12 protein-coding genes and 1 riboswitch are annotated in these 12676 nt (G+C 73.3%); of the genes, 6 read left to right on the plus strand and 6 right to left on the minus strand.

The genetic code is table 11. The features are described from left to right. Positions 1 to 269 precede the first annotated feature (269 nt). Positions 270 to 875 carry a DUF4126 domain-containing protein gene (locus tag AOJ26_RS04450; RefSeq protein ID WP_053846832.1) on the plus strand — a complete coding sequence of 202 codons (606 nt, stop codon included), beginning with the start codon at positions 270 to 272 and terminating at the stop codon, positions 873 to 875. A 117-nt stretch (positions 876 to 992) separates the two neighbouring features. Further along, a complete protein-coding gene (locus tag AOJ26_RS04455; protein ID WP_078959738.1) occupies positions 993 to 2495 on the plus strand; it encodes a phytoene desaturase family protein in 1503 nt (500 codons plus the stop codon). Positions 2496 to 2510: 15 nt separating this feature from the next. Here AOJ26_RS04455 and AOJ26_RS04460 read toward each other — a convergent pair whose 3' ends face one another. The 6 genes from AOJ26_RS04460 to AOJ26_RS04485 all read right to left on the minus strand — a co-directional run bounded on the left by AOJ26_RS04460 (position 2511) and on the right by AOJ26_RS04485 (position 8173). Next, entirely contained in the window at positions 2511 to 3488 is a 978-nt protein-coding gene (locus tag AOJ26_RS04460; protein WP_053846834.1) for a hypothetical protein, read from the minus strand. Positions 3489 to 3544: 56 nt separating this feature from the next. Continuing rightward, the gene (gene metF, locus AOJ26_RS04465; RefSeq protein WP_053846835.1) at positions 3545 to 4468 is read right to left on the minus strand and encodes a methylenetetrahydrofolate reductase [NAD(P)H]; all 924 of its coding nucleotides are present in this window, start codon (positions 4466 to 4468) and stop codon (positions 3545 to 3547) included. Between the two features lie 123 nt (positions 4469 to 4591). Next, the gene (gene thiE, locus AOJ26_RS04470) at positions 4592 to 5242 is read right to left on the minus strand and encodes a thiamine phosphate synthase (protein ID WP_053846836.1); all 651 of its coding nucleotides are present in this window, start codon (positions 5240 to 5242) and stop codon (positions 4592 to 4594) included. A 95-nt stretch (positions 5243 to 5337) separates the two neighbouring features. Next, a complete protein-coding gene (locus AOJ26_RS04475) occupies positions 5338 to 5709 on the minus strand; it encodes an Rv2175c family DNA-binding protein (RefSeq protein ID WP_037719469.1) in 372 nt (123 codons plus the stop codon). 866 nt (positions 5710 to 6575) lie between these two features. Further along, on the minus strand, positions 6576 to 7790 hold the full coding sequence (locus AOJ26_RS04480; protein WP_179200325.1) for an NAD(P)/FAD-dependent oxidoreductase: 1215 nt from the start codon (positions 7788 to 7790) through the stop codon (positions 6576 to 6578). A gap of 32 nt (positions 7791 to 7822) precedes the next feature. After that, a complete protein-coding gene (locus tag AOJ26_RS04485; protein WP_053846837.1) occupies positions 7823 to 8173 on the minus strand; it encodes a hypothetical protein in 351 nt (116 codons plus the stop codon). Positions 8174 to 8225: 52 nt separating this feature from the next. Beyond that, a riboswitch (TPP riboswitch) is annotated at positions 8226 to 8337 on the plus strand. On the opposite strand from AOJ26_RS04485, the gene thiO reads away from it, so the two are divergent. From thiO to pknB, 4 genes are all read left to right on the plus strand, one after another. After that, on the plus strand, positions 8335 to 9492 hold the full coding sequence (gene thiO / locus AOJ26_RS04490; protein WP_053846838.1) for a glycine oxidase ThiO: 1158 nt from the start codon (positions 8335 to 8337) through the stop codon (positions 9490 to 9492). (Overlaps the previous riboswitch by 3 nt.) Beyond that, positions 9489 to 9689, plus strand: coding sequence for a sulfur carrier protein ThiS (gene thiS / locus AOJ26_RS04495; protein WP_053846839.1), 201 nt, complete (start codon positions 9489 to 9491; stop codon positions 9687 to 9689). Before thiO ends, thiS begins: the two co-directional genes overlap by 4 nt. 3 nt (positions 9690 to 9692) lie before the next feature. After that, positions 9693 to 10490 carry a thiazole synthase gene (locus AOJ26_RS04500; protein WP_053846840.1) on the plus strand — a complete coding sequence of 266 codons (798 nt, stop codon included), beginning with the start codon at positions 9693 to 9695 and terminating at the stop codon, positions 10488 to 10490. Positions 10491 to 10624: 134 nt separating this feature from the next. Then, the gene (pknB, locus tag AOJ26_RS04505; RefSeq protein ID WP_053846841.1) at positions 10625 to 12562 is read left to right on the plus strand and encodes a Stk1 family PASTA domain-containing Ser/Thr kinase; all 1938 of its coding nucleotides are present in this window, start codon (positions 10625 to 10627) and stop codon (positions 12560 to 12562) included. Positions 12563 to 12676 lie beyond the last annotated feature (114 nt).

Below are 12676 nucleotides of genomic sequence, written 5' to 3' on the forward strand. Positions count from 1 at the left end.
GTCCGGTCGTTCCCCCCGCTCTCCGGGTTCCCCCGTGCCTCGCTCCCGCCGACCTCGGCCGGCGGAAGGAGCGGGTCCGGGGCGGCTCCGTTCCGGCGCCCCGTGTCGCCGGTGCCGGAGCCGTTCCCCTTCGCCGTGCCTCCACTCTCTCGTTCACGCAGGTCGGGGCCCATCCGCGCGCGTACTCATCTCGGCCCCTAGGTACGGATACTCAGGCTTGCGCACTCATCCCCAGGACGGCCCGTGGCGGACTGGTTACGATCGCGTCCGTGTCCGTACTCCCCTTGGTGTTCACCAGCGGCTGGGCCAGCGGCGTCAACGCGTACGCGGTGGTGCTGCTGCTCGGCGTGTTCGGCGCGACGGGGCTGAGCGACGACGTCCCCGAGACCCTCCAGCGCCCCGAGGTCCTCGTCGTGGCCGGTGTGCTGTTCCTGTGCGAGGCGGTGGCCGACAAGATCCCGTACGTCGACTCGGCGTGGGACTCCGTGCACACCGTGGTCCGGCCGGTCGCCGGCGCCTGGGTCGGGGCGCTGCTCGCGGGGCAGAGCGGTTCGCTCGACGACGTGGTCGCGGGCCTGGTCGGCGGCTCGACGGCGCTGGCGAGCCACGCGGTCAAGGCGGGCACGAGGATGGCCGTCAACACCTCACCGGAACCCTTCAGCAACATCGCCGTGAGCTTGGCCGAGGACCTCGGCGTGGCCGGCATCGTCACGTTCGCGGTGTTCCACCCGGAAGCGGCGGCGATCATCGCGGGCACCCTGCTGGTGGCGGGCCTGGCGGTGCTGTTCTTCCTGGTCTCCCGGATCCGCAGGTTCCGCAGACGCAGGGCCCAGCGCCGCGAGGAGAGACGACTGGCGGCACGGGAACCCACCTGAGGGACGCGGGGGACTGCGCGACGAGCCACGGCGAACCCGCACCCGGCAGTCCACGGACACCGCTGCGGTGGGACCGCCCGGACCGTGCTGTCAGTGGCGGCCGATAAAGTCGCAGGCATGGCACGGATTGCGGTGATCGGCGCCGGGATGGGCGCGATGGCGGCCGCTGCCCGGCTGGCCGTCGCGGGCCACCGGGTGGCGGTGTACGAGCGTACGGAGACGTACGGCGGCGCGGTGCGCCGCTTCGAGCGGGACGGGTTCGCCTTCGACACCGGGCCGGGGCTGCTCACGCTTCCCGCGGTCTACCGCGATCTGTTCGTCAAGACCGGCAAGGAGCCGCTGGAGTCGGTCGTCGAGCTGGTCCAGGTCGACCCGTCGTCACGGCACGTGTTCACGGACGGCACCGAGGTGTCCCTGCCGAACGCCTCCCGCGCGGGAGTGGTGGCCGCGCTCGACGAGGCCCTCGGCACGGGCGCGGGCGCCCGCTGGGGTGACTTCCTCGTCCGGGCCCGCGAGGCCTGGGACCGCACCCGCAGACCTCTCCTGGAGGAGCCGCTGTGGCCCAACTGGGAGGTGCTGATGCGCGAGCCCTACCCGGCGGTGCCGCACAAGCGGCTGCTGCGCACCCGGCGGGCCTGCACCCTGGCCGAGATCGGCGCCTGGGAGCTGCGGGACCCCCGCCTGGCGGACCTGCTGTACGGCCACGCGCTCGCGTACGGCGTCGACCCCGGCACCGCCCCGGCGAGCGCGGCCGTCCTGCCGTACATGGAGCACGCCTTCGGGACCTGGTACGTCCGGGGCGGCGTACGGGAGTTGGCGCGGGCGGTGTACGAGCGGTGCGTCCGGCGCAAGGTCGAGTTCCACTTCGGCGCCGAGGTGACGGGCGTCCTGGAGAAGGACGGCCGGGCGGCGGGACTCGAGCTGGCCGACGGGACGGTGGTGGAGGCGGACACCGTCGTCGGCACCGGCCCCTGGCGGCTGCGCGCACTCGTACCGGGGCGTGAGCTCTACGGCACGAAGGACGTTGCTCCCGACGCCGAGGACCTGCACCCGGGACGGGTCGTGGTGTGCCTCGCCCTGCGCGGCGCGCGCGAGCCGGACGCCGTGCACCGCACGGTGGTGTACGGCCCGGATCCGGAGGGCGAGTTGGACCTGTTCGGGCACGGGGGGACGCCCGAGCCGACGGTCCGGGTCGACCGGCCGGGCGACCCCGCCCTGCGGCCCGACGCGGACCACGAGTCCGTGGTGCTGACGGCGACCGTGCCCAGCGGACGCGGGCACGACTGGGCCGCACCGGAGATCGCCGAGGCCTTCGCGGACCGGATGGTGGCCGCCGCCGAGCGGGCGGTACCGGACCTGCGCGAGCGGATCCTGTGGCGCGAGGTGCGGACGCCGGTGCACACCGAGCGGGAGACGGGGGCCGTGGGCGGAGCCGTCCCGCCGCCCGCCCTGGCCGGCGGCGAAGGCACCCTGCACCCGTCCAACAGCACAGCGGTACCTGGGCTGTTCACGGCCGGCGGCTGGTCGCATCCCGGCGGCGGCCTCGCCCACGCGGGCATGTCGGGCGCGCTGGTGGCCGGACTGGTCGTGGAGGGACCGGAGTTCCGCGGTTCCCAGTGAGGGAGCCGCCCGGCGTCAGAAGCGGTACTGCTCGTCGTACCCGTGGCCCTGGTTCTGCTGCCCCTGGCCGCCGTTGTCCTGGTAGTAGCCCTGCTCCTGCGGGAGTTCGCCGCCGTAGGTCTCGTCGGTGCGCTGCTGCGGCACCCACACCCCGCCGGCCGGGGTCTCGCCGCCGTACGTCCCGCCGTACTGGTCGTAGCCCTGCTGGGCGAACTGCTGCTGGCCGCCGTAGGAGCCGTCGTACGACCCCGCGCCGTAGGTCTGGGTGCCGATGTACGGGTCGGAGTAGGCGGCGTACTGCTGCTGTCCGGCCGGGTCGTAGCCGTACTGCTGCTGGTCGTAGCCGGTGTAGCCGTCGTAGCCGTAGGTCTGGTCGGCGGCGGCCGTCGCGTACTGGTCCTGGGCCTGGCCCGCGGACGTGTAGGACGGGTCACCGGCGTAGCCGGAGTCGTTGTAGACGCCGTACGAGCCGGTGTCGTCGGGCAGGGGCTGCGGCTCGTAGACCGCGGTGGTCTCGGCGGCGGTCGGAGCGCCGGAGCGCGTCGGCGTGAAGACGTCGTCGCGGTCGTAGTCGTCCTCGTGGCCGAAGCCGGCGGTGTCCGGCCGGACCCGGTCGTAGCCGGACTCGTCGCCGTAGGCCGCGTCACCAGCCTCCAGGCCGGAGACCTCCAGGGCGGGCTCCTCGCGGCCGCGTTCCCGGCGGCCCTTCTTGCCGCCCGTCAGACTGCCCAGCGCGGCAGGCGGGTTGACCGCCCAGCCCTGCTCGAAGCCGCGACGGAACGACAGGGTGACGTAGGTCTGGCCGACGGCGAAGGCGATCGCGCCCAGGCCGATGACGATCACCGACGGGATCAGCACACCGAGGACCACGCCGAGGAAGCCGACGAAGGCGAGCAGCCGCCAGCGCAGTCGTGCCTTGTACTGCAACAGCACCTCGCCGAGCAGCCACAGCGCGACGAATCCGAACGCGATGTAGAGGACCGTCCAGCCCATGTACGCCCCTCTCCCAGTGACCGCTACGCAGTGTGTCGTATATCAGTGCGGCCGGTCTAGGCCTGCGGTGAATGGTGCAGACCCAGGTTTTCGTAGATTTCCAGCGTCGCCGTGGAGTTGTTGAGCGTGATGAAGTGCAGTCCGGGCACTCCCTCGGACAGCAGCCGTGCGCAGAACTCCGTGGCGAACTCGATTCCGATCGAGCGTACAGCGGCCGGATCGTCCTTTGCTGTGAGGATCCGCTCTTTCAGGACGGAGGGGATGTTCGCGTTGCTGAGCTGCGGGAGCCGCTCCAGCATCCGCACGCTGGTCACGGGCATGACCTCGGGGATGACGGGGGTCTCGCAGCCGGCCGCGTGGACTCGGTCACGCAGCCGCAGATAGGACTCCGGCTGGAAGAACATCTGGGTGATGGCGTAGTCGGCGCCGGCCCGGCACTTGTCGACGAAGTGCGCGACGTCGGTGTCCCAGTCGGCGGAGCGCGGGTGCATCTCCGGGAAGGCGGCGACACCGACACAGAAGTCGCCCGACTCCTTGATGAGCCGGACGAGTTCGGCGGCGTAGGTCAGGCCCTGCGGATGGGCCAGCCAGTCGCCCATGGGGTCGCCGGGCGGATCGCCGCGCACGGCCAGCATGTTGCGGATCCCCGCGTCGGCGTACTGGCCGATGATGTTGCGCAGTTCCGCGATGGAGTGGTTGACCGCGGTGAGGTGGGCGACCGGGGTCAGGGTGGTGTCCGCGACGATCTGCTGGGTCTCCTTGACGGTGCCCGCGCGGGTGGAACCGCCGGCGCCGTAGGTGACGGAGACGAAGTCCGGGGCGACCGCCTCGACCCTCCGGAGCGCGCTCCACAGGTTCCGCTCGCCCTTGGGGGTCTTGGGCGCCGAGAACTCGAAGGAGTACGTCGTCTTGCCCGCGGCGAGCATGTCCCGCACGGTGCGTGCGCGGTCAGTCCTGGTGGATGCGGTTCCTAGGGCCATACCGGCAGGTTAGCCAGGGGGCAGCGGTCACCCAACCAGATCAGGGAAATTTGCCCGTTTTGTCGACTTGTTGTCCACCCCTCGGACACCGGGCCGATCATGCGACCGGTCGGCGACGGCCCGTCACCGAGTGTCACGCAGCCGCTTCGCGAACTCCGCGGCGGCCGCGCCCGGATCGTCCGCCTCGGTGATCGCGCGGACCACCACCACCCGGCGGGCGCCCGCCTCCAGGACCTCGTCGAGGTTGCCGAGGTCGATGCCGCCGATGGCGAACCAGGGGCGGTCGGTGCCCAGCGCGGCGGTGTGGCGCACAAGGTCGAGGCCGGGGGCGTGGCGGCCCGGCTTGGTGGGGGTCGGCCAGCAGGGGCCGGTGCAGAAGTAGTCCACGCCGTCCTGCACGGCGGCCGCGGACGCCTCCTCCTCGGCGTGGGTGGACCGGCCTATGAGGATGTCGTCGCCGAGGATCGCGCGGGCGGCGGGCACCGGCAGGTCCCCCTGGCCGAGGTGCAGTACGTCGGCGGCGGCCGCGTGGGCGACGTCGGCCCGGTCGTTGACCGCGAGGAGCCTGCCGTGCCGGGCGCAGGCGTCGGCGAAGACCTGGAGGTGCTCCAGCTCCTCCGCCGCCTCCATGCCCTTGTCCCGCAACTGCACGATGTCGACACCGCCGGCCAGGACCGCGTCCAGGAACTCGGCGAGGTCGCCCTGGCGCCTGCGGGCGTCCGTGCACAGGTAGACGCGGGCGTCGGCGAGCTGGGTGCGGGCGGTGTCGGGCATGCGTGAGTCTCCCCCGGGGTTCGGTGGCGTACGGGCCGTGCGGGACCGTGGCCGGGGCCTCGGCGGTCACGGCCCGTACGCCGGTGTGGTTCGGATCAGACGGCGAGCGCCTGGGCCCGGCGCTTCACCTCCGTGCCGCGATTCTCGCTCAGGGCCTGCGCGGGGGTGCCGGGCAGGCTGTCGTCGGGCGTGAAGAGCCACTCCAGCATCTCTTCGTCGGTGAAGCCGTCGTCCCTCAGGAGCGTCAGGGTCCCGACCAGGCCCTTGACGACCTTCTGCTCGGCCCCGTCGATGAAGGCGGCGGGGACGTGCAGCGCGCGGTTCTCACCACGGCGTACGGCGATGAGCTGGCCCTCCTTGACCAGCTGCCGCACACGCGTCACCTCGACGTCGAGCATCTCTGCGATGTCGGGGAGGGTGAGCCAGGCGGGGACGAGAGCATCGATCTTTGCGTCAATCTCGGTCACGGGATTAAGCGTGCCATCCCGCACTGACAGTCGGAAGCCGGGGCGCCTCACCGGGGGAACGCGGGCCGTGATCACCGGGCACGGACGGCCACGGAACGAGCCGGATCCGACCGTCGGCGTCGGATGAGCCCTCGCCACCGGGAGCAGGCGAATCCCGGCCGGACCCCGCCCTCCGGACCACTCGGGCCCTGGTCGCCGGAACCAGACAGGTCCCCCGCCCACAGGACTCGCCACACCCTGAGCGTCGGAACCGGGGCAGATCCCCGCCCACAGAACCCGGCGGGCCCCGACCGTTGGAACCGGATGGACCCCGGACCACGCGGGGCTCCGGCAGAGCCCGGCAGGCGGGTCCGGTCGTCCACCCGTCGACCACGCCACCCGCGGCACCAGGCCAAAGCCGACCCGCAGGACCACCCGGCCCTCGCTCTCACAACGAGGCGGGCCCCGGCCGTCGGATCCGGACGGGTCCCGGACCACGGACCCCGGCAGAGCCCGGCAGGCGGGCCCGGTCGTCCACCCGCGACCACGCCACCGCCCGCGCCGCCCACAGAACCAGGCCAAGGCTGACCCGCAGGACCGCACGACCCTCGCCCTCACAACGAGGCGGGCCCCGACCGTCGGAACAGGACGGACCCCGGACCAAGCAGGGCCCCGGCAGGGCGCGGTAAAGACCGCCCCTCAGGACCACACGGCCCCCGCCCCCACGACCAGTCCCGAGCCGGACGCGGTAGGCGGGTTCAGCCATCCGCCCGTGTCCCGCGCCACCACCCACGCGCCCCCGGCCCGGGCAGACCCCGCTCCCAGGGCCAGGGCAGCTCCGGGGCAAACCGGCGCCGGCAGGCACAGCCCGTGGGCCGCGCCGCCCCCTACGCCGTCGCCGCCTTCAGGGGCCTCGTCGGGTCCGCCAGCAGGGCCGGGTCCATCTCCGTGCCCGCCTCGATGAGGCGGCGGCCCTGGGCCAGGTCGCGGGGCCGGCCCACCGCCAGCAGGGCCACCAGGCGGTTCTCCCGCAGCCAGCAGACCGTCCAGGCCGGGCCGGACGGCTCACCGCGCCACAGGGTGGTGTCGGCGGACGCGTGGTGGCCCGCGTACTGCACGAAGCGGCCGAACTGCTCGGACCAGAAGTACGGCACCGGGTCGTACACCGTGGGGGTCTCGCCCACCATGTCGGCGGCCACCGTGCGGGGGCCCTGGAGGGCGTTGTCCCAGTGGTGCACGAGCAGGCGCTCGCCGTACCTCCCCGAGGGGAAGGAGGCGCAGTCGCCGACCGCGTAGACGTCCGGAGCGGAGGTCCGCAGACGGTCGTCGGCGACGACCTCTCCGTGGGCGCCGAGCTCGATGCCCGAACCGGCCAGCCAGCCCGTGGCGGGCCGGGCGCCGATACCGACCACCACCGCGCCCGCGGCCACCCGGGAGCCGTCGTCCAGGACGACCGCGCCCGGCTCGACGCGCTGCACGCGCGCGCGTGTGCGCAGCTCGGCGCCCGCGTCGGCGTACCAGGAGGTCATCGGCGCGGCCACCTCGGCGGGGAGCGCGCCCGCGAGGGGCCGGTCGGCGGCCTCCACGACCGTCACCGCGCAGCCCGCCTCGCGCGCGGCGGTGGCGAACTCGGCGCCGATCCAGCCCGCTCCGACGACCACGATGTCGTGCTGCCGGGCGAGCACCGGGCGCAGCCGCTCGGCGTCGTCCAGGGTGCGCAGCAGATGCACACCCGGCACACCCTCCGTGCCGGGCAGCCGGATCGGTTCGGCGCCGGTGGCGAGGACCAGGACGTCGTACGGGAAGGGTCCGGCTTCGGTGTCCAGTTCGTGCGCCTCGGGGCGGACGCCCAGCACCTCGCGGCCGAGCAGCAGTTCGATGCCGAGGGCCTCGAAGTCGACGTCGAAGGCGGAGCCCTCGGCCTTGCCCAGCAGTACGGCCTTGGAGAGCGGCGGCCGGTCGTAGGGCTGATGGGGTTCCGCGCCGATCAGGGTGACGGTTCCCGTGAAGCCCTGTTCGCGCAGGGCGACCGCGGTCTGCACCCCCGCCATGCCCGCGCCGACCACGACCACCCGCCGCTGCGCCTGCGTCCGCTCGCTCATTTGATCACCATAGCCAGCTGACAATCAGTCAGTCAGGAGTCGTGCGCAGTGACCTGCTCCACAACGCTCGTCCCGCTGCCCGGCTGCGACTCCCACTCCCACGCCTCCTCCAGCCGCACCCGGCCGTCGGGGAGCTCCACCACCGTCGAGACGCAGTGCCCGGAGGAGGTCGTCCCGTCCTGCTTGAGCTGGACGTACCGGAAGTCGAGACGGTCCCCCGCGCGCGTGCCGACGAGATGCCCGCGGACGACGTCGCCGCCCGCGTACTCGGCCCAGATCTCCCCGTCCTTCTCGTGGTAGGTGAACCGGGTCCGCGTACCCACCTGGCCCGGGGCCTGATCGGCCACCGGGGCGAGGACGAGACCGTCGAGTGAGCGGGGCATGGTGGAAGGCTCCCTTACAGAGGCGCACGGGCACGGGCTAGGGTGGCCAACGTAGAGCACTCGCGGGAGCCCGGACGCACCGGGCTGAGAGGGAGGCTGGCGGCCTCCGACCGTACGAACCTGATCCGGGTCATGCCGGCGAAGGGAGGGGCTGGACGCCCATGTCCTCACGTACGTCAGACGTCCTCGTCGTCGGGGGCGGCATCATCGGCCTGGTCACGGCCTGGCGGGCCGCGCAGCGCGGGCTCGCCACGGCCGTCGTGGACCCCGAACCGGGCGGCGGGGCCGCCCAGGTGGCCGCCGGGATGCTGGCCGCGGTCACCGAACTGCACTACGGCGAGCAGACCCTGCTGGGCCTGAACCTCGCCTCCGCCCACCGGTATCCCGACTTCGCGGCCGAGCTCACCGAGCTGACCGGCCTCGACCTCGGTTACCGGCGGTGCGGCACGCTCGCCGTCGCCCTGGACGCCGACGACCGCGCCCACCTGCGCGAACTGCACGCCCTCCAGCGGCAGTCGGGGCTGGAGTCGGAGTGGCTGTCCGGCCGGGAGTGCCGGCGCCTGGAACCGATGCTCGCGCCGGGGGTGCGGGGCGGGCTGCGGGTGGACGGGGACCACCAGATCGATCCGCGCCGCCTCACGCGCGCGTTGCTGGCCGCCTGCGAGCGCGCCGGCGTCGTGTTCCACCGCGCGTGGGCCCGGTCCCTCCAGGTCGTACGGGACCGGGCGGCCGGGGTCGCCACGACCGACGGCGAGGAACTGGCGGCCGACCAGGTGGTGCTCGCCGCCGGAAGCCTCAGCGGCCGTCTGGAAGGGGTCCCCGAGGCCCTCCTGCCTCCCGTGCGGCCCGTGAAGGGTCAGGTGCTGCGCCTGACCGTGCCGCCGCGCCACGCGCCCTTCCTGAGCCGTACCGTGCGGGCGGTGGTGCGCGGCAGCCAGGTCTACCTCGTGCCGCGCGAGAGCGGTGAGCTGGTGATCGGCGCGACCAGCGAGGAGCTGGGCTGGGACACCACGGTGACCGCGGGCGGGGTGTACGAGCTGCTGCGGGACGCCCATGAACTCGTCCCCGGCATCACCGAGCTGCCGCTGACGGAGACCCGCGCGGGACTGCGCCCGGGCTCCCCGGACAACGCCCCGCTGCTCGGCCCGACCGAACTGCCCGGCCTGCTGTTGGCCACCGGGCACTACCGCAACGGCGTGCTGCTGACGCCGGTCACCGGGGACGCGCTGGCGCACGCGCTGACCACCGGTGAACTGCCGGAGGTGGCCCGCCCGTTCACCCCGAGGCGTTTCCTGGAGTCCGTGGAGCAGCCGGCATGAACATCTCCGTCAATGGAGAGCCGCGGGAGTTCGCTCCCGGCACGGCTCTCGACACCGTCGTACGGGCGCTGACGCCGGCGCCCTCCGGGGTGGCCGCCGCGCTCAACGAGACCGTCGTCCCGCGCGCCGAGTGGCCCTCGACGTCCCTCGCCGAGGGAGACCGCGTGGAAGTCCTCACCGCCGTCCAAGGAGGCTGACCCATGGCCGACGATCCCTTCGTCATCGGCGGTACGCCCTTCTCGTCCCGGCTGATCATGGGCACGGGCGGGGCGCCCAGCCTGGACGTCCTGGAGCGGGCGCTGATCGCCTCCGGCACCGAGCTGACGACGGTCGCGATGCGGCGCGTGAACCCCTCGGTGCACGGCTCGGTGCTGTCCGTGCTGGAGAGGCTCGGCATCCGGGTGCTCCCCAACACCGCGGGCTGCTTCACCGCCGGGGAGGCCGTCCTGACGGCCCGCCTCGCGCGCGAGGCGCTCGGCACCGACCTGGTCAAGCTGGAGGTCATCGCCGACGAGCGCACGCTTCTGCCGGACCCCGTCGAGCTGCTGGACGCGGCGGAGACCCTGGTGGACGACGGCTTCACCGTGCTGCCGTACACGAACGACGACCCGGTGCTGGCCCGGAAGCTGGAGGACGTGGGCTGCGCGGCGATCATGCCGCTGGGCTCGCCGATCGGATCGGGCCTCGGCATCCGCAACCCGCACAACTTCCAGCTGATCGTCGAGCACGCGCGCGTGCCGGTGATCCTGGACGCGGGGGCGGGCACGGCCTCGGACGCGGCCCTGGCGATGGAACTGGGCTGCGCGGGTGTGATGCTCGCCTCGGCGGTGACCCGGGCGCAGGAGCCGGAGCTGATGGCGCACGCGATGCGGCACGCCGTGGAGGCGGGGCGGCTGGCGCGGCTGGCGGGCCGGATCCCCCGCCGGCACTTCGCGGAGGCGTCCTCGCCGACGGAGGGCAGGGCGGTCCTGGACCCGGAGCGACCGGCTTTCGGGTGACCCCGCGTCCGGCCGTCCGGCGAAGGCCGTGCAGCGGCGGCCACGTGCGATCCGCGTCACAGCTCGGCTGCAGAAGCGCGCCTGTTCCGGCCGAACCGGATGGACTGTCAGCCTCGGCTCGTACACTCGCCTGCGTGGATACGACCCTTCAGGACCCGCTGGTCGGGCAGGTGCTCGACGACCGCTATCGCGTGGACGCGCGGATCGCGGTCGGCGGGATGGCCACGGTCTACCGGGCCCTGGACACCCGTCTGGACCGCGTGCTCGCGCTCAAGGTGATGCACCCCGCGCTGGCGGCGGACGGGACCTTCGTCGAGCGGTTCATCCGGGAGGCCAAGTCCGTCGCCCGGCTGGCCCATCCCAACGTCGTGCAGGTCTTCGACCAGGGCACCGACGGGTCGTACGTGTACCTCGCCATGGAGTACGTCGCCGGCTGCACCCTGCGCGACGTGCTGCGCGAGCGCGGGGCGCTCCAGCCGCGCGCCGCCCTGGACATCCTGGAGCCGGTGCTCGCCGCGCTCGGCGCCGCGCACCGCGCCGGCTTCGTGCACCGCGACATGAAGCCGGAGAACGTCCTGATCGGCGACGACGGCCGGGTGAAGGTCGCCGACTTCGGTCTGGTGCGGTCGGTCGACAACGTGACCAGCAGCACCGGGGCCGTCCTCGGCACCGTGTCGTACCTCTCCCCCGAGCAGGTCGAGCAGCCGGGCGCCGCCGACGCCCGCGTCGACGTGTACGCGTGCGGTGTCGTCCTGTACGAGATGCTGACCGGCAGCCAGCCGCACGAGGGCGACTCCCCCGCGATAGTCCTCTACAAGCACCTCCACGAGGACGTCCCGCCCCCCTCGGCGGTGGTCCCGGGCCTGCCGTACGAACTGGACGAGCTGGTCGCGTCCGCCGCCGCCCGCACCCCGGACCTGCGCCCGTACGACGCCGTGGCGCTGCTCGCGCAGACCCGTGAGGCCCGCGCCAGGCTGAGCGCCGAGCAACTGGACGCGGTGCCGCCGCAGGCGCTCGCCACGGAGTACGCGGGCGCCGAGAACCGTACGAGCGTGATCCCGCGGACCCTGACCGTGCCGCGCCTGCTCCCGGTCGACGAGAACGAGCCGGAACCGGTCCACCACCGCACCAGCGTCCTCGAGAGCCCGCCGCTGCCTCCGTCCCGGCGCGGCCGCTCCTCCGGCGGCTCCCGGCGCGGCCCGCTGCTGATCGTCGCCGCGGTCCTGCTGGCCCTCGGGCTCGGGGCGGGCGTCTGGTACATCAACTCCGGCCAGTTCACGCAGGTCCCGGCGCTCCTCGCGAAGACCGAGGCACAGGCCCGCGACCGGCTGGACGAGGCCGGCCTGGAGACCGGCAAGGTCACCTACGCCTACAGCGACACCGTGAAGCGCGGCACCGTCATCAGCACGGACCCGGACGTCGGCGCCCGGATACGGAACAACGACTCCGTGTCGATCACGCTCTCCAAGGGCCCGCGGACGGTGAAGGTGCCCGACGTGGACGGGTGGGTGCTGAGCAAGGCCAGAGCCCGGCTGAACGAGGAGGGGCTGGAGCCGGGCATGGCCACCCGGGAGTTCAGCGAGGAGGTCCCCAAGGGGTTCGTGATCAGCACCGACCCCGAGGGCGGCACCACGCTGCGCGCCGGCTCGGCCGTCGCGTTCACCGTCAGCAAGGGCGCCCCCGTCGACGTCCCGGACGTCACCGGCGAGGACCTGGCCGACGCCAAGGCCGATCTGACGGAGGCCGGGCTGAAGGTCGAGGTCGCCACCACCCGGGTCAACTCCGAGTACGACGCGGGCCAGGTCGCCAAGCAGACCCCGGCCCCCGACAGCCAGGCGGCCGAAGGCGACACCATCACGCTGACGATCTCCAAGGGCCCCGAGATGATCGAGGTCCCGGACGTCACGGGCGACAGCGTCGACGACGCGAAGGCCGCGCTGGAGGACGCGGGCTTCGAGGTCGACGAGGACCGCGGTCTGCTGGGCCTGTTCGGCGACACGGTGAAGGAGCAGTCCGTGGAGGGCGGGGACACGGCACCGAAGGGGTCGACCATCACGATCACCATCCGCTGACGGCGCGCTGCGCTGGGCTTGGGCGGGGCGCCTAGAGGGGTGCCGGACTCGGTTGGTCGGGCGGGTGCGGGCCGGTGGGGGCTTGTCGCGCAGTTCCCCGCGCCCCTGGGTGGG

The organism is Streptomyces sp. NRRL B-24085, assembly GCF_001282115.1.
Lineage (GTDB): Bacteria > Actinomycetota > Actinomycetes > Streptomycetales > Streptomycetaceae > Streptomyces.